Origin of the sequence: Streptomyces sp. NPDC006235 (assembly GCF_040613735.1) — a bacterium.
In the GTDB taxonomy this organism is placed as follows: domain Bacteria; phylum Actinomycetota; class Actinomycetes; order Streptomycetales; family Streptomycetaceae; genus Streptomyces.
This window is the reverse complement of record NZ_JBEXSR010000002.1, coordinates 32,805-58,925: the sequence shown is the minus strand read 5'-3', so window position 1 is coordinate 58,925 and position 26,121 is coordinate 32,805. Positions and strand designations below refer to the sequence as shown.

The 26,121-nt window shown below is 72.4% G+C and carries 24 protein-coding genes and 1 pseudogene; 12 read left to right on the top strand and 13 right to left on the bottom strand.

Features of this window, described 5'->3' with window-relative positions:
• Positions 1–28 precede the first annotated feature (28 nt).
• The 4 genes from ABZ192_RS02440 to ABZ192_RS02425 all read left to right on the top strand — a co-directional run bounded on the left by ABZ192_RS02440 (position 29) and on the right by ABZ192_RS02425 (position 5,275).
• Positions 29–2,950 (top strand): glycoside hydrolase family 2 TIM barrel-domain containing protein, encoded by a 2,922-nt coding sequence (locus ABZ192_RS02440; protein WP_356922661.1) that lies wholly within the window; start codon positions 29–31, stop codon positions 2,948–2,950.
• A gap of 146 nt (positions 2,951–3,096) precedes the next feature.
• The gene (locus ABZ192_RS02435; RefSeq protein ID WP_356922660.1) at positions 3,097–4,167 is read left to right on the top strand and encodes an aromatic ring-hydroxylating dioxygenase subunit alpha; all 1,071 of its coding nucleotides are present in this window, start codon (positions 3,097–3,099) and stop codon (positions 4,165–4,167) included.
• Positions 4,164–4,343, top strand: a complete 180-nt coding sequence (locus ABZ192_RS02430) for a hypothetical protein (RefSeq protein ID WP_059416872.1) — start codon at positions 4,164–4,166, stop codon at positions 4,341–4,343. Before ABZ192_RS02435 ends, ABZ192_RS02430 begins: the two co-directional genes overlap by 4 nt.
• Positions 4,340–5,275 (top strand): PDR/VanB family oxidoreductase, encoded by a 936-nt coding sequence (locus tag ABZ192_RS02425; protein WP_356922659.1) that lies wholly within the window; start codon positions 4,340–4,342, stop codon positions 5,273–5,275. The genes ABZ192_RS02430 and ABZ192_RS02425 overlap by 4 nt, the downstream gene beginning before the upstream one ends.
• On the opposite strand, the gene ABZ192_RS02420 is transcribed toward ABZ192_RS02425, so the two are convergent.
• Positions 5,190–6,041: an IclR family transcriptional regulator C-terminal domain-containing protein gene (locus ABZ192_RS02420; RefSeq protein WP_356922658.1), complete on the bottom strand. Its 852-nt coding sequence runs from the start codon at positions 6,039–6,041 to the stop codon at positions 5,190–5,192. The genes ABZ192_RS02425 and ABZ192_RS02420 overlap by 86 nt on opposite strands.
• 192 nt (positions 6,042–6,233) lie before the next feature.
• Between ABZ192_RS02420 and ABZ192_RS02415 the strand changes: the two genes are divergently transcribed.
• From ABZ192_RS02415 to ABZ192_RS02400, 4 genes are read left to right on the top strand one after another with little or no spacing between them, the layout of a single operon-like run.
• A complete protein-coding gene (locus ABZ192_RS02415; protein WP_356922657.1) occupies positions 6,234–7,208 on the top strand; it encodes an ABC transporter substrate-binding protein in 975 nt (324 codons plus the stop codon).
• Positions 7,209–7,238: 30 nt separating this feature from the next.
• Positions 7,239–8,012 (top strand): ABC transporter permease, encoded by a 774-nt coding sequence (locus ABZ192_RS02410; RefSeq protein WP_356922656.1) that lies wholly within the window; start codon positions 7,239–7,241, stop codon positions 8,010–8,012.
• Entirely contained in the window at positions 8,009–8,788 is a 780-nt protein-coding gene (locus ABZ192_RS02405; protein WP_356922655.1) for an ABC transporter permease subunit, read from the top strand. The genes ABZ192_RS02410 and ABZ192_RS02405 overlap by 4 nt, the downstream gene beginning before the upstream one ends.
• Positions 8,789–8,808: 20 nt before the next feature.
• Complete coding sequence (locus tag ABZ192_RS02400; RefSeq protein ID WP_356922654.1) at positions 8,809–9,588, top strand: ABC transporter ATP-binding protein; 780 nt, start codon at positions 8,809–8,811, stop codon at positions 9,586–9,588.
• Here ABZ192_RS02400 and ABZ192_RS02395 read toward each other — a convergent pair.
• The 7 genes and pseudogenes from ABZ192_RS02395 to ABZ192_RS02365 form a co-directional block, all read right to left on the bottom strand.
• Positions 9,585–10,325 carry a GntR family transcriptional regulator gene (locus ABZ192_RS02395; protein ID WP_356922653.1) on the bottom strand — a complete coding sequence of 247 codons (741 nt, stop codon included), beginning with the start codon at positions 10,323–10,325 and terminating at the stop codon, positions 9,585–9,587. The genes ABZ192_RS02400 and ABZ192_RS02395 overlap by 4 nt on opposite strands.
• The gene (locus tag ABZ192_RS02390) at positions 10,322–11,323 is read right to left on the bottom strand and encodes a proline racemase family protein (protein ID WP_356922652.1); all 1,002 of its coding nucleotides are present in this window, start codon (positions 11,321–11,323) and stop codon (positions 10,322–10,324) included. Before ABZ192_RS02390 ends, ABZ192_RS02395 begins: the two co-directional genes overlap by 4 nt.
• Positions 11,324–11,337: 14 nt before the next feature.
• On the bottom strand, positions 11,338–12,228 hold the full coding sequence (locus tag ABZ192_RS02385; RefSeq protein WP_356922651.1) for a dihydrodipicolinate synthase family protein: 891 nt from the start codon (positions 12,226–12,228) through the stop codon (positions 11,338–11,340).
• Positions 12,225–13,589 (bottom strand): NAD(P)/FAD-dependent oxidoreductase, encoded by a 1,365-nt coding sequence (locus ABZ192_RS02380; RefSeq protein WP_356922650.1) that lies wholly within the window; start codon positions 13,587–13,589, stop codon positions 12,225–12,227. The genes ABZ192_RS02385 and ABZ192_RS02380 overlap by 4 nt, the downstream gene beginning before the upstream one ends.
• A 157-nt stretch (positions 13,590–13,746) precedes the next feature.
• Positions 13,747–14,043, bottom strand: a pseudogene (locus tag ABZ192_RS02375) ((2Fe-2S)-binding protein); the annotation flags it as partial.
• Positions 14,040–15,194 carry an FAD-binding oxidoreductase gene (locus tag ABZ192_RS02370; RefSeq protein ID WP_356922649.1) on the bottom strand — a complete coding sequence of 385 codons (1,155 nt, stop codon included), beginning with the start codon at positions 15,192–15,194 and terminating at the stop codon, positions 14,040–14,042. The gene ABZ192_RS02370 and the pseudogene ABZ192_RS02375, both read right to left, overlap by 4 nt.
• Before the next feature lie 72 nt (positions 15,195–15,266).
• Positions 15,267–15,929: a hypothetical protein gene (locus tag ABZ192_RS02365; RefSeq protein ID WP_356922648.1), complete on the bottom strand. Its 663-nt coding sequence runs from the start codon at positions 15,927–15,929 to the stop codon at positions 15,267–15,269.
• Positions 15,930–16,167: 238 nt separating this feature from the next.
• Here ABZ192_RS02365 and ABZ192_RS02360 point away from each other — a divergent pair, with 238 nt between their 5' ends.
• The 3 genes from ABZ192_RS02360 to ABZ192_RS02350 all read left to right on the top strand — a co-directional run bounded on the left by ABZ192_RS02360 (position 16,168) and on the right by ABZ192_RS02350 (position 17,769).
• Positions 16,168–16,827 (top strand): helix-turn-helix transcriptional regulator, encoded by a 660-nt coding sequence (locus ABZ192_RS02360; RefSeq protein WP_356922647.1) that lies wholly within the window; start codon positions 16,168–16,170, stop codon positions 16,825–16,827.
• Positions 16,828–16,859: 32 nt separating this feature from the next.
• Complete coding sequence (locus tag ABZ192_RS02355; RefSeq protein WP_306970486.1) at positions 16,860–17,390, top strand: toxin-antitoxin system, toxin component; 531 nt, start codon at positions 16,860–16,862, stop codon at positions 17,388–17,390.
• A 136-nt stretch (positions 17,391–17,526) separates the two neighbouring features.
• The gene (locus ABZ192_RS02350; protein WP_356922646.1) at positions 17,527–17,769 is read left to right on the top strand and encodes a hypothetical protein; all 243 of its coding nucleotides are present in this window, start codon (positions 17,527–17,529) and stop codon (positions 17,767–17,769) included.
• Positions 17,770–17,829: 60 nt separating this feature from the next.
• Here ABZ192_RS02350 and ABZ192_RS02345 read toward each other — a convergent pair whose 3' ends face one another.
• Positions 17,830–18,507 carry a 4'-phosphopantetheinyl transferase superfamily protein gene (locus ABZ192_RS02345; protein WP_356922645.1) on the bottom strand — a complete coding sequence of 226 codons (678 nt, stop codon included), beginning with the start codon at positions 18,505–18,507 and terminating at the stop codon, positions 17,830–17,832.
• Positions 18,504–19,364, bottom strand: coding sequence for a metallophosphoesterase (locus ABZ192_RS02340; RefSeq protein ID WP_356922644.1), 861 nt, complete (start codon positions 19,362–19,364; stop codon positions 18,504–18,506). The genes ABZ192_RS02345 and ABZ192_RS02340 overlap by 4 nt, the downstream gene beginning before the upstream one ends.
• 261 nt (positions 19,365–19,625) lie before the next feature.
• Between ABZ192_RS02340 and ABZ192_RS02335 the strand changes: the two genes are divergently transcribed.
• Positions 19,626–20,762 carry an ATP-grasp domain-containing protein gene (locus tag ABZ192_RS02335; protein ID WP_356922643.1) on the top strand — a complete coding sequence of 379 codons (1,137 nt, stop codon included), beginning with the start codon at positions 19,626–19,628 and terminating at the stop codon, positions 20,760–20,762.
• Positions 20,763–20,775: 13 nt separating this feature from the next.
• Here ABZ192_RS02335 and ABZ192_RS02330 read toward each other — a convergent pair whose 3' ends face one another.
• From ABZ192_RS02330 to ABZ192_RS02320, 3 genes are all read right to left on the bottom strand, one after another.
• Positions 20,776–21,645 carry a sulfotransferase gene (locus ABZ192_RS02330; RefSeq protein ID WP_356922642.1) on the bottom strand — a complete coding sequence of 290 codons (870 nt, stop codon included), beginning with the start codon at positions 21,643–21,645 and terminating at the stop codon, positions 20,776–20,778.
• Positions 21,646–21,788: 143 nt separating this feature from the next.
• Entirely contained in the window at positions 21,789–23,039 is a 1,251-nt protein-coding gene (locus ABZ192_RS02325) for an alpha-L-fucosidase (RefSeq protein WP_356922641.1), read from the bottom strand.
• Positions 23,040–23,042: 3 nt separating this feature from the next.
• Complete coding sequence (locus tag ABZ192_RS02320) at positions 23,043–26,087, bottom strand: glycoside hydrolase family 38 C-terminal domain-containing protein (protein ID WP_356922640.1); 3,045 nt, start codon at positions 26,085–26,087, stop codon at positions 23,043–23,045.
• Positions 26,088–26,121: the final 34 nt, after the last annotated feature.

Sequence of the window (26,121 nt, the reverse complement as noted above, 5' to 3'; positions counted from 1 at the left end):
CGCGCCGTCCCCGTACCGAGGAGCAGGATTGAGCACGATCGACTTCGGCGGACTCCCCTACTACGAGGACGTCTCGCCGGGCAGCGGGGCCCTGCCGCCCCGCGCCTGGGCCTGCGCCTCGGACGCGCACCGGCTGAGCCTCGACGGGACCTGGCGCTTCCGGCTGTCCCCGACGGCGACGGCGCGGGACGAGTCCTTCGCCCGCCCGGACTTCGACGACCGCGGCTGGGACGAGCTGCCGGTCCCCGGCCACTGGGTGCTGCACGGGCACGGAGCGCCCGCGTACACCAACACCGTCTACCCCTTCCCGGTCGATCCGCCGCGGGTGCCGACGGAGAACCCGACCGGTGACCACCGGATCGCCTTCGATCTGCCCGGGAACTGGCCGGCGGCGGCCCCGGGCGGTGACGCGCTGCTGCGCTTCGAGGGCGTGGAGTCCTGCGCCCGGGTCTGGCTCAACGGGCAGGAGCTGGGAGTCTTCCAGGGCAGCCGGCTGCCGCACGAGTTCTCCGTCGGCGCCCTGCTGCGGCCTCAGGGCAATGTGCTGGCGGTACGGGTGCACCAGTGGTCCGCCGGCTCGTATCTGGAGGACCAGGACCAGTGGTGGATGCCCGGCATCTTCCGGGAGGTGACGCTGCTGCACCGGCCCGAGGGAGCGGTGCGTGACTTCTTCGTGCACGCCTCCTACGACCACCGCGACGGCTCCGGGACCCTGCGGGTGGACAGCGAGCCGGGCGGGCGCGTCACCGTGCCCGAGCTGGGCATCGGCATCGCGACGGGCGAGACCGTGACACTGCCCGTCGAGCCGTGGTCGGCGGAGCTGCCGCGGCTGTACGAGGGCGAGTTGGCCACGGCGGGTGAGCGGATCCCGCTGCGGATCGGCTTCCGCACGGTCACCGTCGAGGACGGGGTGCTCAAGGTCAACGGCAGGCGGATCCTCTTCCGGGGCGTCAACCGGCACGAGTTCCACCCGGAGACCGGCCGGACCGTCTCGCTTTCGACGATGCGCCAGGACCTGCTGCTGATGAAGCAGCACAACATCAACGCCGTACGGACCTCCCACTATCCGCCGCACCCGGCCTTCCTCGACCTCTGCGACGAGCTGGGCCTGTGGGTGATCGACGAGTGCGACCTGGAGACCCACGGCTTCGTCGACCTCGGCGGGCGCGGGAATCCGGTGGACGACGAGCGCTGGATCCCCGCCCTGCTGGACCGGGCCGAGCGGATGGTCGAGCGGGACAAGAACCACCCCTCGATCGTGCTGTGGTCCCTGGGCAACGAGTGCGGCACCGGCCGGGGCCTGACCGCCATGGCCCGCCTGATCCGGGGACGGGACACCTCCCGGCCCCTGCACTACGAGGGCGACCCGTCCTGTGCGGACACCGACGTCTACTCGCGGATGTACGCGGACCACGCCGAGGTCGACCTCATCGGCCGCCGTGCGGAAGCCCCGCTGGACGACCCGGAGCTGGACGCCCACCGGCGCGCCCTGCCCTTCATCCTGTGCGAGTACGCCCACGCCATGGGCAACGGCCCGGGCGGACTCAGCGAGTACCAGCGGCTCTTCGAGACGCACGAGCGCTGCCAGGGCGGCTTCGTCTGGGAGTGGATCGACCACGGCATCGCCCACCCGGAGCACGGCTACGGCTACGGCGGCGACTTCGGCGAGGAGGTCCACGACGGCAACTTCGTCTGCGACGGACTGCTCTTCCCCGACCGCACCCCCTCCCCGGGCCTGACCGAGTACAAGAAGGTCGTCGAACCGGTCCGCATCGAGGGCGACGGCCCCGCCGGTACGCTCCGGATCACCAACACCCATGACTTCGCCGACCTGTCCCGTCTCGCCTTCGTCTGGTCGTACGAGGTCGAGGGCGAGAGCGTCGCCGACGGCGCGCTGTCCGTGCCGCCGGTCGCACCCGGTGGCACCGCGGAGCTGAAGCTCCCCGAGCCGCCCGCACGCGACCGCGCCGGCGAGGCGCTGTGGACCGTGCGTGCCGTCCTCGCCCAGGAGACCCCGTGGGGGAAGGCCGGGCACGAGATCGCCTGGGCACAGCTGCCGGCGGGTACGCAGGGTCGGGCGAGGCGCCCGCGGACCGCCCCGGCGGCCGGTTGCCGGCGGGGCCCGGCCGGCAGCGGCACCCTCGCTCTCGGCCCCGGTACCTTCGACGCCGCGAGCGGAGCGCTCACGCACATCGGCGGCATCCCGGTCACCGGCCCGCGCCTCGATGTGTGGCGGGCGCCGACCGACAACGACAACGGCGCGCCCTGGCAGCCGGATTGCCGCCACGGCCTGATCTGGCGCGAGGTGGGCCTGCACCGGATGCGCCACCGCCTCGACGGGGTGGAGCCTGCCGACGAGGCACTGACCGTACGGACCCGCGTGGCGCCCGCCGCCACCGACCTCGGCCTGCGCGCCGAGTACCGCTGGACGGCGGACGGCGACCGGCTGCACCTCGCGGTCTCGGTCACCCCGGAGGGCGAGTGGAGCTGCCCGCTGCCCCGGCTGGGCGTACGCCTCGGGCTGCCGGCGGCGTACGGCCGGGCCGAGTGGTACGGCGGCGGGCCGGGCGAGGCGTACCCCGACACCCGGGCCGCCTCCCGCACCGGGCTCTGGTCGTCCACGGTGAACGCCTTGCAGACCCCGTATGTACGGCCGCAGGAGAACGGCGCGCGGGCCGACGTCCGCTGGGCCCGGCTGAGTGACGAGCACGGCTCAAGCCTGCGGATCGACGGCGAGCCCGTCTTCTGGTTCACCGCGCGCCGCTGGACCACCGAGCAGCTCGACGCCGCCGGTCACCTCCCGGACCTGCGGCCCGGCGACACCGTGTGGGTCAACCTCGACCACGCCCAGCACGGTATCGGCAGTCAGTCCTGCGGCCCGGGTGTGCTGCCGCGGCACCACCTCGACGCCGGCCCGGCCGAGTTCACCTTCACGTTCACCCCGGCTTGAGGGACGGCACCACCCTGACCAGCCCTTTCGCGGAAGGCCTTCCGTCTGACGGAAGCCGTCTTGCGCGGCGACCGCAGCCGTCACGACCCTGATTCCAACCACGGCACGCGGGGCGACGGAGCCCCGCCGACAGGGACGGGAACGCCATGCCCCACATGACCGCCTTCGCCAGGAACCAGTGGTACGTCGCCGCCTACAGTCACGAGGTCGGACGGGAGTTGCTCGGACGGACGATCCTCGGTGAGACGCTCGTGCTCTACCGGACCGAGGAGGAGGGCACCCCGGTCGTGCTGCACGACCGGTGCGTGCACCGCCGGTACCCGCTGTCCGAGGCCCCGACGCGGCTCGACGGCGACCGGATCGTGTGCGGGTACCACGGGTTCACGTACGACACGACCGGTACGTGCGTGTACGTGCCGGGGCAGAAACGGGTGCCGCGCACGGCCCGGGTCGCCTCCTACCCGGTCGTCGAGCAGGACTCGCTGATCTGGGTGTGGATCGGCGACCCCGCGCTCGCCGATCCGCAGGGCATCCCGCGGGCCAGGCACCTCGACTCCCCCGGCTGGGTCACCGTGCGCGGCATGGAGCCCATCGACTGCGACTACGGACTCCTCGTCGACAACCTCCTGGACCTGTCCCACGAGACGTATCTGCACGGCGGGTACATCGGCACCCCCGAGGTCGCCGAGACGCCGATCACGACGGAGGTCGACGAGGGCGCCGGCATCGTCCGGGTCAGCCGGCACATGGACGACGCCGCGTGCCCGCCCTTCTACGCCAAGTCCACCGGCATAGAGGGCCGGATCACCCGCTGGCAGGACATCGAGTACCACGCGCCCTGCCTGTACCTGCTGCACAGCCGCATCGCCCCGGTCGGTGTGGTGCCCGAGGCGGACGGCAGCGACCCGAACGGCTTCCACACCGAGATCACGTACGCGATCACCCCGTCCGGCGACGGCAAGGTGTACGACTTCTGGGCCGTCTCCCGCGACTGGGCGACCGACGACGCCGAGGTCACCGAGTTCCTGCGCGGCAACAACCACACGGTCGTGATGCAGGACGTCACCGCCCTCAACCTGCTGCAGAAGACCCTCGGCACCGAGCGCACCGGCTACCAGGAGCTGAGCATCAACATCGACACCGGTGGTCTGGCCGCCCGCCGTATCCTCGCCCGGCTGGTCGAGGAAGGCGAGAAGCCCGTGGAGAAGGTCCAGTGACGAGCCCGACCGGAGAGATCTACCGCATCGACTGGCTGCCCGGCACCGACGTCCTGCACGGCACCTGCCACTGCGGCCGGGAGCACACCGCGCAGGACCCGGTGGAGATGTGGGAGTGGATGCTCGCCCACCCCCAGGGGCATGACGTCGACGAGCCGCGAGGGAACAGTTCATGAGCGTGTACGAAGACGAACTCGTCGTCGAGCGGCGTGAGTCGGCCGCCGACGGCGTGCTCACTGTCACCCTGCGCCACCCGCTCGGCGAGCCGCTCCCGGCGTGGGAGCCGGGCGCCCACATCGACGTCGTGCTCGGCCCCGGGCTTGAACGGCAGTACTCGCTGTGCGGCGATCCGGCCGACCGGTCCGCCTGGCGGATCGCGGTGCTGCGCGAGCCGGACGGCCGGGGCGGCTCGGCCCATGTGCACGAGCAGGTGGGGCAGGGCGACAAGGTCCGGGTGCGCGGGCCCCGGAACAACTTCGGCCTGGAGCCCGCCCCCCGCTACCGGTTCGTCGCGGGCGGCATCGGCATCACCCCGATCCTGCCGATGCTGGCGGCGGCCGAGGCGGCGGGCGCCGAGTGGACGCTGCTGTACGGCGGGCGCACCCGCCGGTCGATGGCGTTCGGCGAGGAACTCGCCCGGTACGGCGACCGGGTGACGATCGCACCCGAGGACGAGACGGGGCTGCTGGACCTGCCCTCGGTGCTCGACGACGTACCCGAGGGCACGCTCGTCTACTGCTGCGGCCCCGGCCCGCTGCTGGACGCGGTCGAGGAGCGCTGCCCGTCCGCGGTGCTGCGCGTCGAGCGGTTCCAGCCCAAGGAACAGGAGACGGACGGCGACACCGGGTTCGAGGTGGAGCTGGCGCGCAGCGGCAGGACACTCACCGTGGCGCCGGACGTGTCCGTGCTGGACGCCGTGCGCGACGCCGGGGTCGAGGTGCTCTTCTCCTGCACCGAGGGCACCTGCGGCACCTGTGAGACCGACGTCCTCGACGGCACCCCGGAACACCGGGACTCCGTGCTCACCCCTCAGGAGCGGGAGAGCGGGGAGACGATGATGATCTGCGTGTCCCGGTGCCGGGGGCGGCGGCTGGTGCTGGACTTGTGATCCGCAGGTCGGCCTCGATCCCGGCGACCGTCGCCAGCAGGTGCGGCAACAGGTCGCGGCGTACGGAGTCGACGGAGTTGCGCCCTGCGTGCACGGCGATGTTGACGGCCGCGACCACCTCGCCGTCCCGGTCCCGCACCGGGGCGGCGACCGACCTCAGCCCCTCCTCCAGCTCCTGGTCGACGACGGCGTAGCCCTGCCGGCGGACGCGGCGCAGCTCCGCCCGCAGGGCATCCGGCGTGCCGATCGTGCGTGGGGTGAGGGGCTTCAACTCCACCCGGGCGAGCCTGGCTTCGACGTCCTCGTCGGGCAGGTGGGCGAGGATCACCCGGCCCACCGAGGTCACGTACGCCGGGAACCGGGTGCCGACCGTGATGGACGCGGTCATGATGCGGCGGGTCGGGACCCGGGCGACGTACACGATGTCGTCGCCGTCGAGGACGCAGAGCGAGGACGATTCCCTCACCCGCGCGACGAGTTGCTCCAGATGGGGCTCGGCGAGCTGGGGCAGCGTGTAGCCGGCGAGGTAGGAGTAGCCCAGTTCCAGCACCCGCGGGGTGAGGCGGAAGCGGCGGCCGTCGGTGTGCACGTAGCCGAGGTCGGCGAGGGTGAGCAGGAAGCGGCGCGCCGCCGCGCGCGTCAGTTCGCAGGCCCGCGCGACCTCGCTCAGGGTCAGCGCCGGGTGCTCGGCGTCGAAGGCGCGGATCACGGCGAGGCCGCGCTCGAAGGACCGGACGAAGTGCGGTGCGCGGGCTTCAGCGGACATCCTGGGCCTCCGGCGTGATGTACGACCGTGCGCTGTGCGCACGCTAGGAGTGGGGATCTCGTGATGTCAACGAGCTGTGCCGGCAAGGGCATTGACCATGGAGCGGACACGGCCATACGTTCTCGCTGAGCACAAGCGTGCTGTCTGCGCACAACCTGTCGGAGAACCACAGCCGGTCCCACAGGAGGAGTCTTGCGTCGTCGTCTCTTCACCCGTCTCGCGGCCGTGTCCGTCCTGCTCACCGCGGCGGCCTGTGGCTCGTCCGACGGCGGTGGCGCCTCGGACGCGGGCGCCTCGTCCGGCGGGGTGACCACCGTCGAGGTCGGGCTCATTCCCATCGTCGATGTGGCTCCGCTCTATCTGGGCCAGCAGAAGGGCTTCTTCGAGAAGCAGGGCCTGAAGCTGCGGTTCACCACCGCGCAGGGCGGCGCCGCGATCGTGCCGGGTGTGGCCAGCGGTCAGTTCCAGTTCGGGTTCTCCAACGTGACGTCACTGATGATCGCCCAGTCCAACAACGTGCCGGTCAAGGGCGTGGCGAACGCGATCGCCTCGACCGGTGTCGAGGGCAAGGACTTCAGCGCCATCACCGTGGGCAAGGACAGTCCGATCAGGTCGCCGAAGGACCTGGAGGGCAAGCGGGTCGCCATCAACACCCTGAAGAACATCAACGAGACGTCCGTGCGCGCCTCGGTGCGCAAGGCGGGCGGCGACCCGGACAAGGTCAAGTTCGTCGAGCTCGCCTTCGACCAGATGCCGGCCGCCCTCGACAGCGGGCAGATCGACGCCGCCCAGGTCGTCGAGCCCGCCCTCGCCACCGTCAAGAACCAGGGGGGCCGCGAGATCGCCTCGAACCTGGTGGACGTGGCACCCGACCTCACCGTCGCGCTGTACTTCACCTCGACCCGGTACGCCCAGCAGAACCCGGAGGTGGTCGAGAAGTTCCGGAAGGCCGTCGCCGAGTCCCTCGCCTACGCCGACGCCCACCCGGACGAGGCCCGCCGGATCGTCACCACGTACACGAAGATCCCGGAGGCGGTGCTGGCGAAGGTGACCCTGCCGAAGTGGCCGGCGGAGCCGAACCGCGCCTCCATCGAGGCGCTGATGAAGCTCGGCGAGGACGACGGCCTGTTCAGGTCGACGCCGGATCTGGACAAGCTGCTGCCGTGAGGGGCGCGGAGGCATGAGGGGCGTGAACGCATGAGGGGCGCGAACGCCGCACTCGGTGCGGCCGGACTCGCCGCCTTTCTCGCCCTGGGTGAGGTGGTGCCGCGGCTCGGTCTGGTCGAGGAGGCGTACTTCCCGCCCACCAGCCGTATCGCGGGAGCGCTCGCGGACGAGGTGTCCGACGCGGCCTTCTGGACGGCGCTCGGCGACACGCTCACCGGCTGGGCGCTGGGCCTGGCGATCGCGTCCTGCGCGGGGATCGTGGTGGGCGTGCTGATCTCGGTCGTGCCGCATCTGCGCGAGGCGACGGCCTCCACGATCGAGTTCCTGCGCCCGATCCCCTCGGTCGCTCTGATCCCGCTGGCGGTGCTGTTGTACGGCACCGAACTGCGCTCGGTGCTCCTCCTCGTCGTCTACGCGTCGTTCTGGCAGGTCCTGATCCAGGTTCTGTACGGCGTCCAGGACGTGGACCCCGTCGCCGACGAGACGGCGCGGTCGTACGGCCTCGGAACCTGGGCGCGGATCCGGCATGTGCTGTGGCCGACCGCGCTGCCGTACGTGATGACCGGCGTCCGGCTGGCGGCGGCGGTCGCGCTGATCCTGGCCATCACGTCCGAACTCGTCGTCGGAGCACCGGGGTTGGGCAAGCGGATCGGGGTGGCGCAGGCCTCGCAGGCCGTGCCCGAGATGTACGCGCTGATCGTGGTGACCGGCCTGCTGGGGCTGCTGATCAACGTCGGCGCGCGCACGGTGGAGCGGCGGGCGCTGGCCTGGCACCAGTCGGTGCGCGGGGAGGTGGCGGCGTGAGGCGTGCGCTGCTGCGGCTGGTGGTCGCCGTCGCCCTGCCGGCGCTGCTGGTGACGGTCTGGTGGGTGGCGTCCGCCGGCAGTACGGACGTGTACTGGCCGCCCCTGCGGACGATCCTGGAGGCCTTCCCGGACGTGTGGACGGCGCAGCGCCTGCGGGGCGACGTACTGCCGAGCGTGCTGCGGCTGGCCGGCGGTTACGCGCTGGCGGCGGTCGCGGGCGTGGCGCTCGGTACGGTCATCGGGTCGTACCGGCGGGTGCGGGCGGTGTGCGAGCCGGTCCTGGAGTTCCTGCGGGCGGTGCCGCCGCCGGTGCTGGTGCCGGTCATCATGCTGTTCGCGGGGATCGGCGACACGATGAAGGTCACGGTGATCGCGGCCGGCTGCGTGTGGCCCGTCCTGCTCAACACGGTCGAGGGCGTGCGGGCGGTGGACCCTGTGATGGCCGAGACGGCGCGCTCGTACGGCATCACGGGTGCGGCGCGGATCAGGAACCTGGTGCTGCGGTCGGCGAGCCCGCAGATCTTCGCGGGTCTGCGCCAGGCCCTGTCCATCGGCATCATCCTCATGGTGATCAGCGAGATGTTCGCCGCGAGCAACGGGCTCGGCTTCACCATCGTCCAGTTCCAGCGCGGCTTCGCGATCCCCGACATGTGGACCGGCATCCTCGTGCTCGGCCTGCTCGGCTTCCTGCTGTCGGTCGTCTTCCAGTGGGTCGAGCGGCGCGTGCTCGGCTGGTACCACGGTCTGCGCGCCTCGGCCCGCCGGTCGCCGTGAACCTCTTGAAAGGGCGGTCCATGCTCGACGTACGGGGTCTGAAGAAGGTCTACGAGGGGTCGGGGCGGCGTGTGGAGGCGGTCCGCGACCTCACCTTCACCGTCGGCGCCGGGGAACTCGTCTGTCTCGTCGGGCCGTCGGGCTGCGGCAAGACGACGCTGCTGAAGTGCGTGGGAGGGCTGCTCGCCCCGACCGGCGGTGAAGTGCTCCTGGAGGGGCGGAAGGTGAGCGGTCCGCCGCCCGGGATGGCGTTCGTGTTCCAGGAGTACGGGCGCAGCCTCTTCCCTTGGATGCGGGTCGGCGAGAACGTCGAACTTCCGCTGAGGCAGAAGGACTTGAGTAAAGCCCGACGCCGGGAACTGGTCCGCGACGCGCTGGAGTCGGTGGGGCTGGCGGACGCCGTGGGGGCGTACCCCTGGCAGCTGTCCGGCGGAATGCAGCAGCGGGTCGCCATCGCCCGGGCGCTGGCGTACGAGCCCCGTGTGCTGCTGATGGACGAGCCGTTCGCGGCGGTGGACGCGCAGACCCGGGCCGATCTGGAGGACCTGGTCCGGGGGCTGTGGCGGGAGCGCGGCATCACGATCCTGTTCGTCACGCACGACATCGACGAGGCGGTCTACCTCGGGGAGCGGGTGATCGTACTGTCCGCCTCCCCCACCGTTGTCCGGGAGCAGTTGAAGGTCGATCTGCCGGTCGAGCGGGATCAGTTGCACACGAGGGTGGATCCGCGGTTCGCCGAGCTTCGTACGCATGTGTACGAGCAGATCCAGGCTGCGAAGAAGGGGGCCGCCTTGTCCTAATGGCTCGGTCCGGTCTGGCGTCTGGAAGCTGCGGGCCGTGGGGGCTTGTCGCGCAGTTCCTCGCGCCCCTGAGGGGCGCTTGCCCACAGGCCCCTGACGTGGCCGAGGTGCCGGGTCATCACCGCCTGTACGGCCGCTTCGTCCCGGGTGAGCAGCGCGTCCAGGATCTCCAGGTGCTCCTCCCCCGACGCCTCCAGCCGGCCCTGCTCGGCGAGCGCGGTCAGGCCGTACAGGCGGGAGCGGCGTCTGAGGTCCCGTACGACGTCGACGAGGTGGTCGTTGCCGGCGAGGGCCAGCAGGCCGAGGTGGAAGCGCAGGTCGGCCTCGACGTAGGCGATGAGGTCGCCGGCCGCGGCGGAGGTGACGATCTCCTGGGCGACCGGGCGGAGCGCCTCCAGCGCCACCGGGTCGGCCGAGGCGGCGAGGCCCGCCGTGGTGGGGATCTCGATCAGCGCGCGGATGTGGGTGTACTCGTCGAGCTGCTTCTCGGAGACGGCGGTGACCCGGAAGCCCTTGTTGGGCACGGTGTCGACGAGGCCTTCCTTGGCGAGGTCGAGCATGGCCTCGCGCACGGGGGTGGCGGAGACGCCGAAGCGGGCGGCGAGACCGGGGGCCGAGTAGACCTCGCCGGGGAGCAGTTCCCCGGCGATCAGGGCGGCCCGCAGGGCGTCCGCGACCCGCTCGCGGTGGCTGGGTTTCCTGCTGCCCAGCACGGGCAGCGCGGGTGTGCGGCTCACAGGACGAACCCCGCCGGGAACGGGTCTTCGGGGTCCAGCAGGTACTGGGCGGTGCCGGTGATCCAGGCGCGTCCGGTGAAGCTGGGCAGCACGGCCGGGTGGCCGGCGACCTCGGTGGTGCCGAGCAGTCTGCCGGTGAACCGGGTGCCGATAAAGGACTCGTTCACGAACTCGGTGTGCAGCGGGAGTTCGCCGCGCGCGTGCAGTTGGGCCATGCGGGCGCTGGTGCCCGTGCCGCAGGGCGAGCGGTCGAACCAGCCGGGGTGGATGGCCATGGCGTGCCGGGAGTGGCGGGCGGTCGAGCCGGGGGCGGCCAGGTAGACGTGGTGGAGGCCGTGGATCGACGGGTCCTCCGGGTGGACGGGCGGGTCCTCGGCGTTGACGGCGGCCATGAGGGACAGGCCGGCCCCGAGGATGTCGTCCTTGCGGGAGCGGTCGAAGGGCAGGCCGAACTGCTCCAGCGGCAGGATGGCGTAGAAGTTGCCGCCGAAGGCGAGGTCGTACGTCACCGTCCGGCCGTCGGCGAGGGTGGCCTTGCGGTCGAGGCCGACGGCGAAGGAGGGCACGTTCCGGAGGGTGACCGACGTGGCGGCCCCGTCCGCCACGGCCACCTCGGCGACGACCGGGCCCGCCGGGGTGTCGAGCCGGATGGTGGTGACCGGCTCGGTGACCTCGACCATGCCGGTCTCGACGAGCACGGTCGCCACGCCGATCGTGCCGTGCCCGCACATCGGCAGATAGCCGGAGACCTCGATGTAGACGACGCCCCAGTCGCAGTCGGGCCGGGTCGGCGGCTGGAGGATCGCGCCGCTCATGGCAGCGTGGCCGCGCGGCTCGTTCATCAGCAACTGCTTGATGTCGTCGCGGTGTTCGCGGAAGCGCAGCCGCCGTTCGTTCATGGTGGCACCGGGGATGGTGCCGATGCCACCGGTGATCACGCGGGTCGGCATGCCCTCGGTGTGCGAGTCGACGGCGTGCAGGACGAGTCTGCTGCGCATGATCCCAGCTCCCCTCACGCCAGTCCGGCCGCGACGGCCTTCTCGGTGGCGGACCGGACGGCGGCCTCCTGCTCGGGCAGCAGCGGCATGCGCGGCGGCCGGCAGGGGCCGCCGTGGCGGCCGACCAGGTCCATGGAGAGTTTGATGGCCTGGACGAACTCCACCCGCGAGTCCCACCGCAGCAGCGGATGCAGCTGCCGGTACAGGGACCGCGCGGTGTCGAGGTCGCCGTCGACGGCCGCGTGGTACAGCTCGACCGACGCCTGCGGCAGCGCGTTCGGATACCCGGCGACCCAGCCCTTCGCGCCCGCGACGGCCAGCTCCAGGAGCACGTCGTCCGCGCCGATCAGCAGGTCGAGTTCGGGGGCGAGTTCGGCGATGCGGTAGGCCCGGCGGACGTCTCCGGAGAACTCCTTCACCGCCCGGATGTGTCCCTCGCCGTGCAGCCGGGCGAGCAGTTCCGGCACGAGGTCGACCTTGGTGTCGATGGGGTTGTTGTACGCGACGACCGGCAGGCCCGTCTTCGCGACCTCGGCGTAGTGGGCGAGGACGGAACGCTCGTCGGCGCGGTAGGCGTTCGGCGGCAGCAGCATCACCGCCCGGCAGCCCGCCTCGCCCGCCTGCTCGGCCCAGCGCCGGGACTCGGCGGACCCGTACGCGGCGACACCGGGCATGACGCGCTGCCCGCCGATCGCGGCGACGGCCGTCTCGACGACCCGGGCGCGCTCCTCGGGGGTGAGCACCTGGTACTCGCCGAGGGAGCCGTTCGGCACGACGCCGTCGCAGCCGTGCTCGACCAGCCAGGCGCAGTGCTCGGCGTACTTGTCGTAGTTCACGGAGAGGTCGTCGTCCAGCGGGAGCGCGGTGGCGACAAGGACGCCGCGCCAGGGGCGGTGGTCGGTCATGACAGTTCCTCCTGGGTGTGTTGCCGTGCGAGGACGCCGAGCGGTACGGGACGGGCGAACGGCCTTCTGGACGGGGAGGGCGGGCAGCCGGCGAGACCCGCGACCGCGACGGCGCACATCCGGCCCTGGCACCAGCCCATTCCGGCCCGGGTCAGCAGCTTCACGGTGCGCTCGTCGCCCGCGCCGAGGTCCAGGGCCTCGCGCACGGCACCGGCGGTGACCTCCTCGCAGCGGCAGACCACGGTGTCGTCGGTGACCTGCTCGGGCCAGTGCGCGGGCGGCGCGTAGGCGGCGTCGAGGGCGGCCGCTGAACTCCTGAGCTTCGAACGGGCCTTGAGGGCGGCGGGAGCCGGGTCCGGGCCGGTGCCGCGCAGGCGGGCGGCGGCGGAGCACCCGGCGATGTGGCCCTCGGCGAGGGCGAGGGCCGCGCCGCCGATACCGGTGGACTCGCCGGCCGCCCACACGCCGGGGACGTCCGTGCGCTGCTCGGCGTCGACGGCCACCGCGAGCCCGTCCAGGCCGCAGCCGAGGCCCTCCGCCAGGTCGGTGTGCGGGAGCATGCCGTGGCCGACGGCCAGGGTGTCGCAGGGCAACCGCCGCTCGGTGCAGGGCCGGACGCGTCCGGCGGTGTCGAGTGCGGCGACCGTGACGCCGGTCAGCCGGTCGTCGCCGTGGGCGCGGACGACGGTGTGCCGGGCCAGGACCGGCACGCGGTGGCGCAGCAGCCGGGCGGCGTATCCGGCGCCCTCGGGCAGCTTGCCGGTCAGGGCCCGGCCGTGGCGGGCCAGGCGCCGTGGATCGGTGGACTCGACGAGCGCGGCGACGTCGACGCCGGCCGCCGCGAGCCCGGTCGCCACGGGCAGCAGCAGCGGCCCGGTCCCGGCCACGACGGCCCGCCGTCCCGGCACCACGAGCCCGCCCTTGAGCATGGCCTGGGCGCCTCCGGCGGTGACGACACCCGGGAGGGTCCAGCCGGGGAAGGGCAGCACGTGCTCGTATCCGCCGGTGGCCAGGAGCACGGCGCGGGCGTGCACCTCGACCGGCTCCTCCTGCTCCGGGCCGAGCAGCGCGTGCACGGTGAAGCCGCCGGACGTCCGCTCCACGCACCACACATGATGATCCGTCAGCACGCGCACGGAACTGGCGGCGAGGCCGTCCCGCAGCCGCTCCCAGGTGCGCCACCGGTGGTGCAGCGCCTCGGGCCGCCCGGCTACCAGCCCGGCGGCGGGCTGCCGGTAGAACTGCCCGCCGGTCTGCGTCGCCGCGTCGACGAGAGCGACCCGGATGCCGCGCGCGGCCGCCGCGAGGGACGCGGCCAGCCCGGCCGGCCCGGCGCCGATCACGGCGAGTTCAGTGTGCATGGCCGTCTCCCTCGTCGCCCGCGCCCGCATGGCCGGGCCGGAGGCCGGCCGCCCCGTCGGGGCCGCCCCGGTCATCACCCGGCCGGCCATGGCGGCTGCCCGCGTCGACCGCTTTGCCGCGGACCGGCCCGTCATGGACCGCCTCCGCGTGGTCCGCCTCCGCATGGCCCGTCCCCTCCTGCGTGCCGATCACGTCTCCCGGCCGCACCGGGAGGAGACAAGCGCGTTGGTTGGGGCTGCCGTTGACGGTCACCAGGCAGTCGAAGCAGACGCCGATCCCGCAGAACACACCGCGCGGACGGCCCTCACCCCGGGTGCTGCGCCAGGAGGTGACGCCCGCCGCCCACAGCACGGCGGCGACCGTCTGGCCGGGCAGCGCCTCGACCGGACGCCCGTCGAAGGTGACCGTGAAGGCGGGGCCGGGCCGGGCGCCCGCCAGCTCCAGTGGATTCACTCGGCCTCCTCGGGAAAGCGGTCGGGCCGGAACGGGACGAGATCGAGATCGGGCGTCCGCCCGGTCAGGGCCTGGGCGATCAGCTGCCCGGTGCCGGTGGCGAGACCGATGCCCGCGCCCTCGTGCCCGCAGGCGTGCAGCAGTCCGGGCGCGCGGGGGTCGGGGCCGATCGCGGGCAGGTGGTCCGGCAGATACGGCCGGAAGCCCGCGTACGTCCGCATGGCCCGGACTCCGGCGAGGAACGGGAAGAGCCGCGTCGCACCCGCCGCCAGCGCCCGCAGTGCCGGGAGCGACAACGACCGGTCGAAGCCGACCCGTTCGCGGCTGGCGCCGATGAGGACCGGGCCGGCGGGCGTGCCCTCGACCACCGGGGAGGTCTGGAGGGCCGCCGAGTCGCTGGCGACGTCGGCCACGTAGTCGGCGGCGTAGACCTTGTGCCGGACGCGGGGCGGCAGTGGCTCGGTGACCAGGACGAAGCCTCGCCGGGGTAGCACCGGCAGCGACACCCCGGCGCGGGCCGCCACCTCGCCGCCCCAGGTGCCGGCCGCGTTGACGATCGCCGGGGCGTGGATGTCGCCCCGGTCGGTCCGTACGCCGCGTAGCGCACCGCCGGGGCCTCGCAGCACCCCGGTCATCTCCCGGCCGGTGAGCAGCCGGGCGTTCGAGGCGCGCAGGAGGTGGGCCGCCGCCAGGGCGGGCATCACCTGGGCGTCCTGCGGGTAGTGCACGCCGCCCGCGAGGCCGGGGGCCAGGTACGGCTCCAGGTCGGGGAACCGGTCGGGCGGCACCGGGACCGCCTCGACCCCGGCCGCGCGCTGCCCGGCGGCGAGCTTCTCCAGCCCGGCCAGGGCCTCGCCGGTGCCGGCGACGACGACCCCGCCCTTGGCCTCGTACTCGACCGCCTTTCCCAGCCCCTCCTCGGCCAGTTCGGCCCACAGCCGGGCGGACAGCAGGGCCAGGTCGAGCTCGGGTCCGGGTTCCTTGTCGGAGACGAGGAGGTTGCCCTCCCCCGCGCCGGTCGTGCCGCCGGCCACCGGGCCGCGGTCCAGCACGACGGTGTCCAGGCCCGCGCGGGCCGCGTACAGGGCGCAGGCGGCGCCCACCACTCCGGCTCCGACCACCACGACATCGCAGGTCAGCGGCTCGCTCACGCCAGTACTATGTCACACACCACATGGCCTGGGAATGGGGCGGACGCCGGTGGTACCGGGACCGGGAAAGGCTCAGTCGGCCGCCGGGACGACCCTCAGATGGGAAGAGGCGGTACGGCGCGTCCGGCGCTCCCGGGACGGGGTGCGGCGGGCCTCGCGCAGCACGAACGTGAGCCGGGTGCAGCCCAGTTCCTCGAGCGTCCTGGACGTCTCGACGACGATGCGGCAGTCGGTGGCGCCCCAGCGGGGATCCGGGTGCAGCAGCGGCCGTACGGCGCCGTCCTGCTCGACGGCGCGCTCGCCGACCGAGCGGATCCAGTGCGGCAGGCCGTGCCGGTAGGCGGCCTCCATGATCGGGTCCTGGGCGATGTCGCGGCGGATGGCCTGAAGGCCGTGGTCGGGGCCGTGGCTGTCCACGGTCCGCGCGAAGTGCGCGAGCATCGGCAGGCACCAGCTCGCCTCGTGCTCGCCGAGCACCGTGGGAGCGTCGGGGTGGAACAGCACGAACCTGAGGAAGTTGTCGCCCGGCATGGCCGTCGGGTGCGGGCCGACGCCACCGAAAAGTGACCGGAAGGCGCTGTTGGCCAGCACCACGTCCCAGCAGTGGTCGACGACGAGCGAGGGGAAGGAGACGGCCTCCAGGAGCCCCGCGTAGTCCTCCAGGTAGGCCTGGACGTCGGAAGTCTCGGGGACGGGCCGCGGTGCCGGCCGCTGCCCTCCTGCCTGATATGCCATCGGGAGGTCACCCCTCTTGCCTGTGCGGCCCTGACGCGGCGCCCCGATCCTGGTGCCCGGAGCTGAGGCGTGTCAACTATCGTGGCATTTCATGCTGGTTGACGGCTGAAATTGGCCACAGTTGTGGCGAGACCTGGATGTGAGTTCGAATCACCGGCTACGCTCCGGGAAGTTCACGCCGGGGTAGGTCACGGCATCCACTTGTGAGAAGCCTGTGAGAGACGTAGGAGATCTGTCGGTGACGGGTGGCTTCGTCGAAGGTCCGGGCGCCACGCCGACGGCCGTGCTGGCGGCCGTCGTCTCCCGTGTCACCGCGCTCGCCGACCGGCTCGGCGTGCCGCACGCCGAGGTCTTCGACATCGGCCGGCTGTCCGTCGCCTCCGGCGTCCCGGAGCCCGTGGTCAAGGCCCTGCTCGGCGGCCGGCCGGCGGGCGAACCCGATGTGCAGGCCCGGTTCCTCCAGCGCCTGGACCTGCTGCGCCGGACCCGGCTCAAGCCCAACGGCCGAAAGTACACCCAGCAGGAGATCGCCGACGGCGCGGGCATGTCCCGGCAGCAGGCCGGTGCCCTGATCAACGGCGACCGGCGGCCGACCATGGAGCACTGCGACGCGCTTCAGCGGTTCTTCCGGGTGCATGCCGGGTTCCTCACGGCCGAGGACCCCGAGGCGCTGGTGAGCGCCCTCCAGCACACCGAGCAGGACCTGCTCCAGAAGCTCGCCGACCGGGAGCGGCGGGCGGCCGCGGCGGCCGACGACCCGCTGGAGCGGCTGCTGCAGGACCACGGCGTGCGCGGCATCGCCTGGCGGGCCGCGCAACTGCCCACCGACCAGCACCGCGACAAGGTGGCGGAATGGCTGGACATGCTCCTGGAGAGCGTCAAGCGGCCCGAGTCGTGACCGTGGGGAGAACTGTGGGCATCGGTAAGGAAATGCGCCGCCTGTGCGGCGAACTGGTCGCGGAGCTGACCCTCCCCGCGCCGGCGCGGCCCGAGGAGCTGTACGCCGCGCTGTGCGACGCCATGAGCAGACGCCGGGGCCGCCCCGTCCACTTCCGTACGGCCGCCTTCCCGCCCGGTACCGCGAGCGGACTGTGGCTCGACATGGCCGAGCAGGATCTCGTCGTGATCGAGGAACGCACGGCTCCCGACCACCAGTTGGTGATCCTGGGGCACGAGCTGTGGCACATGAAGGCGGGGCACTGCTCCCACCACGTCGAGGGCGCCGCCGTCGCGGCCCGGCTGCTCCACGACGGCGCGGACCTCCAGGAGACGGTGCTGAAGGTCGCCGCGCGCACCCGCTTCGACCTCGACGACGAGAAGGAGGCCGAGAGCTTCGGCCTGCTGCTGGCCAGCAAGTGCAGGGCGTGGCTGGCGGGTTCGTCGTCGCGGGGGCCGGTGCAGCGGGACCATCTGGCGGGGCGGATCGAGGCGTCGCTGGGGTATCCGGGGTCCCAGGGCTGAGCTGGGCTTCCGCCTCCGCCGAGCGGGCGAACCGTCGGACTGTGGGGCCGGATTGTCAGTGGTGGGCGGCAAGCTGGAGGTGCGCCCCTCGTGTGCGGGGCGTGACCGACGACTCCGACACGGGGAGAGCCGACCGATGCCCACCGCCGTACTGACCGACCGCGAACGCACCGCCGTCCAGGCCTACCTGCGCCTGCTGCACACCGTCCGCGCCGCCTTCGACCTGGAGCCGGGTCCGCCCGGCGGCCCCCGGCCCCCGGTCGTCCCGCCCGCCGTCCTCGCGGAGGCGGAAGAGGCCCTCGACCGAGCGGGCCTCACGGGCAACGAGGAGGCGTTCTTCCAACTGCTCCAGAACTGGTGCCCGGAGCCGGGCCCCTGAGCCGACGGCGGCAGCGGCGCCCTGAGCCGACGTCCGCAGGCCCGCACCCGCACGGCCGGCTCAGCCGTGCGGTACTGCCACCGCCGTCGCGACCAGGCCCCGGTCAGTGGTCCACCGGCCGTCGAAATGGCCGAGGCGGCGGTCGCCGAGGCGGGGGCCGGGGACGAGGAGCGTGGCGCGGAAGGTGCCGCGTGGTCGATCGCCGGGGTCGGCGGAGATCTCGATGTCGGCCTCCGTGAAGTCCAGCCACTTGCCGGTGAGGGGGAACCACGCCTTGTAGACGGCCTCCTTCGCGCTGAACAGCAGCCGGTCCCAGTGGACGTCGGGGCGCTGTGCGGCCAGGTGCCGCAGGCGCTCGGTCTCGGTCGGCAGGGCCACGGCGGGCAGGACGCCCTCGGGCAGCGGCCCGTGGGTCTCGGCGTCGATACCGAGGGAGGCGAGGTCGGTGGCGCGGACCAGGGCGGCGGCGCAGTAGCCGTCGCAGTGGGTCATGCTGCCGGCCAGGCCGGCGGGCCAGCGCGGGGCGCCGCGCTCCCCGGGCAGGACCGGCTGCGGCGGCACGCCGAGCTTCTCCATGGCCCGGCGGGCACAGGAGCGGACGGCGGCGAACTCCCGGCGCCGCTTGGCGACCGCCCGGGTCACGAGCGCCGCCTCCTCGGGGAACAGCGGGGCGTCCGCGCCCTCGCCGCCGTACGCCTCCACGGTGACGACGGTCTGTGGCAGCAGTTCCCCGATCACCGCTCCTCACCCTCCGCCGGCAGGATGCGCCGCAGCCGCCCCGGCTCCCCGGCCCGCTTGCGCCACTCCCGGGGGTAGCCCACCGACACCTCCTCGAAGCGCACGCCCTCGTGCCACGTGGTGCGGGGGATGTGCAGGTGGCCGTAGACCATCGTGTGGACGCGGAACCTGCGGTGCCAGTCGGCGGTCAGGCCGGTGCCGCACCACATGGCGAACTCGGGGTGCCACAGGACGTCCATCGGGTGCCGGTGCAGCGGATAGTGGTTGACGGGGATCACGGGCAGGTCGCCGGGCAGGTCGGCGAGCCGGCGTTCGGTCTCGGCGACCCGGGCCCGGCACCAGGCCTCCCGGCTCGGGTACGGGTCGGGGTGCAGCAGGTGCTCGTCGGTGCACACGATGCCCGTGCCCCGGGCGTACTCCAGGCCCTGCTCCTTGGTCGCGCAGCCGGCCGGCAGGAACGAGTAGTCGTACAGGAGGAAGAGCGGCGCGACGGCGACGGGGCCGCCGGGGCCGTCCCAGACGGGGTAGGGGTCCTCCGGCGTCGTCACGCCGAGGTCCCGGCACAGCTCGACCAGATGGTCGTACCGGGCGACACCGCGCAGGGTGACGGGGTCGCTCGGATGGGTCCACAGCTCGTGGTTCCCGGGCACCCAGACGACCTTGCGGAAGCGGCCGGCGAGCGTCTCGAGAGTCCAGCGCACGTCGGCCACGGTCTCGGCGACGTCCCCGGCCACGAGCAGCCAGTCGTCGTCCGACCCGGGCCGCATCCGTTCGACCAGGGCGCGGTTCTCCGGATAGCCGATGTGCAGATCGCTGATGGCCAGCAGTTGTCCGGCGCCACCGGCCGTCGACGTCACCCCTCGTCCCCCTCCGCGCACCCGACGCGAACGCCACCACGAGATCACATCACCGCGCCCGGGGACAAGGGCGGCGGGCCGGACGGGAATCGCGATCCGTAACACGCGCGTTGCACGACACGGCCCGCCGAGGCCGTATGATCTGCCCCAACACCACCGCTGAAAACTTCCCTCTCGCAGGGGCGGTTTGGTGTCCCTCCATTCCTCCTGCCCGGGCACGGGCTGCTGAGCCCTGCCCGCGAACCGTGAAAGGCGGCCTGCATGGTCTCTCGCGTACGCGTCTGGCTCAACCGCACGTACGCGGAGAACGTGTTCTTCATGGATCAGCTGCGGAGAAATCCCAGCGACCGGGCCGTCGAGATCCATGCCACGCACGGCGACCCGGACTCCCCCGTGCTGGCCGCCGCCGACACCGCCGAGCTGGAACCCGAGAGCCTCTCCCCCGCCGGGTACGTCGAGTACGCGCTGGACCAGTGCGGGCGGCGCGGTATCGACGTGTTCGTGCCCCGGCTGCACCAGTCGGCGATCGTGGCGCACCGCGCCGAGTTCGAGGCGGCCGGTACGGCGGTGCTGGCACCGCCGCCCGAGGCGGTGGCGGTCTTCCACGACAAGGTGATCGCCTACGAGGCGGTCCAGGCGATCGGTGTGCCGGTGCCGCCGTGGTGGCGGGTGCGGTCGGCCGATGAACTCGTCGCGGCGGTCGAGGAGTTGGAGGCCGCCGGCCACAAGGCGTGCTTCAAGCCGGCGTCCGGGGCGGGCGGGGTGGGCTTCCGCGTGATCACGCGCTCGCCCTTCTCGATGGTGCACCTGAACGGCTTTCCGAGCCCGTACGTGCCGCTCGACCTGGTGCTGGAGGCGCTGGAGCGGGCCGAGGAGCCGGTCGACTGGCTGGTGATGCCGCGCCTGGAGCAGCCCGAGGTGTCGGTGGACTGCCTGACGGGTCCGGACAACCGGGTCCGGCTGGCCATCGGCCGCACCAAGAACGGCCGCCGCCGGGGCTTCACGCTGCACGAGCAGTGGCTGGACCCGGCCCGGCGGATCGCGGAGGGCTTCGGGCTGCACTACCTGTCCAACATCCAGTTCCGGATGTTCGGCGACCGGCCGGTCCTGATGGACGTCAACACCCGCCCGGCCGGCGGCCTGCACCAGCTGTCGCTGTGCGGTGTCAACGCCCCCTGGGCCGCCGTCCAGCTGGCGCTCGGCGAGGACCCGGGCGAGGTGGTCCCGCCGTTCCTGGGCCAGGACTACACGGTGGTGTCGGGGCCGCGTCCGCTGCGGCCGGTGCAGCTGCCGCAGCAGCGGCCGGAGACGACGGAGCAGCAGCCACTGCCCGCGGTGCCGGCCGACTCCGTCGAGGCGCCGGCCCCGCAGGCCACGGTCGGGGCCCTGCCTCTCTAGCCCCCGATTCCCTTCAGTCCTCGTACCCCCATGCCTGGGCCAGTTCGCTCAGGCGTGGGGGCAGTTCGACGTCCGGGGCGGCGGAGCGGGCCGACTGGATGCGGCCGGACTTGATGGTGCTGGACCAGTCACCGAGCTGGGGACGGAAGGTGCCGTGGTCCTTGCTGCCGTAGTCGAGCATGCCGGGCTCCCACGGGACGCCGAGGTGGTCGCAGATGCCCCGGGTGACCTTCCCCGGCTGCGCGGTGAGCTCCTCGTAGGTGATCACGTGGGGGTCGAGGTTCAGGCGGGCCTCCTCCAGCTTCTCGCTGTAGTCGAGGACCTCGGCGCGGACGGCTTCGTGATCGGGGTCGGCACGCCGGTCGGTGAGGGACGTGACGACCGCGCCGGGGTGGCGCAGCAGCAGGATGTAGCGGGCGTTGGGCCAACATCGCCGCAGGCGGGGCCAGATGAGGGTGTTCGGCGGGGTCTTGTCGACGATGACGTCCTTGCCGCTGCGGATGAGCTCCAGGTGCAGCACCCGGTCCCAGAGCACGTGTTCCAGCTCGTCCTTGTCGAGGTGGAGCGCCCGCATGGCGTCCGCGGTGAAGTCGCGGGACAGGTTGACGTGCACCGTGCGCAGGTGCATCTCGTGCGGGGCGCGGATACGGCTGTGGCTGTTGAGCAGGACGCGCAGCAAGGTAGAACCGGAGCGCACCGACGACAGGACGAAGACCGGCGAGTCCACCAGCCGGGGGGCGGTCGGAGCGGTGTAGGTGTCGGCCGCCGGGCGGGGGGCGGGGATGGCGTCGAGGTTCCGGCGCGGTGGACTGACCGCCTCCATCACCAGCCTTCCGCGACGCTTCAGGCCCTTGCCGATCGCGGCCATACGCGGGTCTCGCACGGTGACACCTTTCGTTCGCGTTGTGCGTTCCGCATCCCAGGGGGAACGGGCGAACGTCAGGTGTCCGGAAGGCGAACCGGCGTGCTCACGGGCGTCCACATACCGCCCGTGAGCAGGCCGTTCACCGGCTTCTTAAACTTTCGTCAGAATCGGCCGGCTCCGCGGTACAGCTCCAGTTCCCCTTCCAGTTCGACGGCCAGCACCGTGGCGTGCGGGTCGAGGTCCGGCGTGGCGGGAGGCTCGATCCACAGGACACCCGGTGTCTCGTGGAGGCCGCCGGTGACCCGGTGGGCCAGTTCCGTGCCGCTGCCGAGCACCGAGACCCTGCGGACCTCGCTGAGCAGGCCGCGCACGTTGATCTCGGCGCGCGGGGCGTCGAAGAGGGTGAGATAGAGGGTGCGGCGGTCCTTGGAGAGAGTGCTCGGGCCGTAGTGGTGACCCGGCGGAAGTCCTCGTTCGGTGCCGTACACCGCCTCCGCGTGCCGAGCGATCCAGTCGCCCAGCCCTTCGAGCCGCTCCGCCTGTTCGGCCGGGATCGTGCCGTCCTCGCGCGGTCCGACGCTGAGCAGCAGGTTGTCTCCGCCGCCGATCGTCTCGGTGAAATAGCGGATGAGCTGGTCGACCGACTTGTGGTTGTGGTCGTGGTGCTGGTGGCCCCAGGAGTCGTTGATCGTCAGGCACAGCTCCCAGGGGCCCTCGGGCGGCACGACCGGGGCGCCCTGTTCCGGCGTCGCGTAGTCGCCCTCGGAGAGCATGCGGGCGTTGAACACGACGTCCGGTACCTCGGAGCGGATGAGGGCGGCGAGTTCGGGGATGCGCCACTGCTCCTCGCTGCGGTCCCACTCGCCGTCGAACCACAGCAGGTCCGGCTTGTAGCGGGAGGTCAGTTCGCGGATCTGGCCGTCCCGGTAGGCGAGGAACCTCTCCCAGGCCTGAAGGTCCTCGTCCTCGGCGGCGACCTCCGAGTAGCGGTTGTCCTCCAGCTCCGGCGGTCGGCCCGGCTTGCGGGTGGAGGCGTAGTCGGGGTGGCTCCAGTCCGAGTGCGAGTAGTACAGCCCCACCTTGAGGCCCTGCTCGCGCAGGGCGTCGGCGTAGCCGCCGATCAGGTCGCGGCCCACGTTCAGGTCGCCGTACGCCGTGTCCCACAGGGCGACGCCGTCGTGATGGCGGCTGGTCAGCACGGCGTACTTCGCGCCGGCCCGCGCGAAGAGCCTCGCCCAGTCCCTCGGGTCGTAGCGGGACGCCGTGAACCGGTCGAACTGGGACATGTACTGGTCGTAGGGGACGATGTCGTCGTAGAACGACCAGGACTCCTGGACGCCGTCGACGGCGTAGATGCCCCAGTGGATGAAGATCCCGAGCTTGGCGTCGGTGAACCAGGGTTGCATGGCCATGCGTCAGCTCCTGCGCAGACGCAGGGTCAGGATCTGGAAGGGCCGCAGTTCGACGGGGACAGCGCCGTCTCCGTCCACGGGCGCCTCCTCCAGCGGTCGCTCCAGCAGGTCGGTGATCTGCGCGCCCGCGAGCGGGAAGCCGGTGCGCAGGACGCCCCGGGCCCGGCCGCCTCGGGACTCGTAGAGCCGTACGACGACGTCGCCGGAGGCGTCGTCGGCGAGCTTGACCGCCTCCACGGTCACGCCCTCGCCCTCGGTGGAGACGACCGGTGCGGGGGCGCCGGCCGCGTCGGCCACCCGGAGCGGGAGGTTGAGGGCGTAGCCCTCGGCGACGGCGTCCTCGATGGTCGCGCCGGGCAGCAGCGCGTAGGTGAAGCGGTGGCGGCCCTGGTCGGCCTCGGGGTCCGGGATGCGCGGGGCGCGGACCAGGCTGAGGCGGACGGTGGTCGTGGTGCCACCGTCCTCGCGGACCGTGCGGGAGACGTCGTGGCCGTACGTCGAGTCGTTGATGACCGCGACGCCGTAGCCGGGTTCGCCGATGTGCACCCAGCGGTGGCCGGAGACCTCGAAGCGGGCCGCCTCCCAGCTGGTGTTGGTGTGCGTGGGCCGCTGGATGTGGCCGAACTGGATCTCGGCGGAGGAGTGCGGGGCACGGATGTCGACCGGGAAGGCCGCCTTGAGGATCTTCTCGGTCTCGTGCCAGTCGATGTCCGTCTCGATGTCGATCCGGGGGCTGCCGGCGCGGACGGTGATCGTCTGGGTGATCTTCGAGCCCTTGCCGAAGTCCCGCTCGACGCGGATCGCGCCGACCAGCGGGTCCTGCTCGACGACCGTGACGGACGAGGCGTCGAGGAGGTCCGTGTAGCGGTTCTTGTAGTGCTTGTCGATGTCCCAGGCGTCCCAGTAGTTGGGCAGGTCGGTGTGCAGGCGCAGCAGGTTGCCCGGGTCGGCCAGGACCTCGCGGTTCGCGCGCAGGTCGCGGACGGACGACAGGGTGCCGTCCTCGGCCACCTCCACGCGGACCAGCCCGTTGTCGAGCACCCGGCCGCTCACCGTCACCGGCTGCGGGGGCTCGGCGTCGACGAGGGGCGCGGAGCCGCTCGCGGGTACCTCCACGTACACCGGTGCGCCGTCGGCGGTGTGGACCACCTCGGCGCGGTCGTAGGGGCTGGTGTTGAAGACGCGGGTGGTGCCGGAGCCGAGCGCGGCCAGCGCCTCGGCGGTCAGGGCCTGGAGCTCGCGGGCCACGCGGGCGTACTCGGCCTCGGCCTCCCGGTGCACCCAGGCGATGGAGGAACCGGGCAGGATGTCGTGGAACTGGTGCAGCAGCACCGTCTTCCAGAGCCGGTCCAGCTTCTCGTGCGGGTAGGAGTAGCCCGGCGCGTGCAGCGCGGCCGTCGTCGCCCACAGCTCGGCCTCGCGCAGGAGGTGCTCGGAGCGGCGGTTGCCCTGCTTGGTGCGGGCCTGGGAGGTGTAGGTGGCGCGGTGCAGCTCCAGGTAGAGCTCGCCGACCCACACGGGCGCGTCCGGGTACTCCTCGCGGGCCTTGGCGAAGAACTCGTCGGGGTGTTCGACGATGACCTTCGCGGAGCCCTCCAGGTCCGCCAGCCGGCGGGCGCGTTCCATGATCTCGCGGGTGGGCCCGCCACCGCCGTCGCCCCAGCCGAAGGGGGCCAGGGAGCGGCTGGCGCCGCCCTTCTCCTGGTAGTTGCGGACCGCGCGGGACATCTCCTCGCCGCTGAAGCGGGCGTTGTAGGTGTCGACCGGCGGGAAGTGCGTGAAGATGCGGGTGCCGTCGATGCCCTCCCACCAGAAGGTGTGGTGGGGGAACCTGTTGGTCTGATTCCAGGAGATCTTCTGGGTGAGGAACCACTCGTTCCCGGCGAGCTTGGCGATCTGCGGGTAGGCCGCGTTGTAGCCGAAGGAGTCCGGCAGCCACACGCCCTTGGTCTCGATGCCGAAGTGCTCCATGAAGAACCGCTTGCCATGGATGAACTGGCGGGCGACGGCCTCGCCGCCGGGCAGGTTGCCGTCGGACTCGACCCACATGCCGCCGACCGGCGCCCACTGGCCGTTCTTGACCGACTCCTGGATGCGGGCCCAGACCTTGGGGTAGTTGTCGCGCACCCACTCGTACTGCTGCGCCTGCGAGCAGGCGAAGATGAAGTCGTCGTACTCGTCGGCCAGGGACGTGACGTTCGAGAAGGTGCGGGACGTCTTGCGCTTGGTCTCGCGGATCGGCCAGAGCCAGGCCGAGTCGATGTGGGCGTGGCCGACGCCGGAGACGGTGTGCGCGCTGGCGTGCGCGGGCTTGGACAGCACCGGCTTCAGCGCCTCGCGCACGGCCGGAGCGGAGCCGGAGACGTCGTCCAGGTCGAGCAGGTCCATCGCCCGGTCGAGCGCGTGCGCGATCTCGTGCCGGCGAGGGTCGTGCTCACCCAGCTCCAGCATCAGCTCGCGCAGCACCTGGACGTCGAGGTCGAGGTGCCAGACCTCCTCGTCGAGGATGGCGATGTCGGCGCTGCGGAAGGTGTAGAGCGGCTTGTCGCCGGCGGTGAGGATGTCGCCGAGCGGGGTGGTCTTGGAGAAGTTGTCGGCGAGGATGTCCGGGTTGGAGGCGGCCTCGACCAGGTACTCGACCGTCTCGCCGCCCGTCGCCGGGTTGGCGATCGCCACGTACTGGTTGAGCGGGTTGACGGCCTTCAGCGGGGTGCCGTCCGTGAGGTGGACGAGGGCCTCGGCCTGGTTGCCGGGCCAGTCGCCCACGAAGCCGAGGTCGATGACGGCCTCGACGCGCTTGCCCGCCCACGCCTCGGGCACCTGCCCGCGCATGCGGAACCAGGTGGTGCCCCAGGGCGGGCCCCAGGGGGTGCCCATCGCGAAGGGCGCGTACGAGGCGGCGGCGGCCTCCTCGAAGGGGACCGGCTCCCCGGGAGCCTGCCAGGCCTCCACCTCGAAGGGGACGGTGGCCGCGTAGATCGCGGACTTGATGCGCTGGTCGTGAAGGCGCTGCACGCGCTCCTCGATCCGGCGGCTTTCGTCATGCATGAGATGTCTCCAGGAAGCGGGAAGAGCGAGCAGG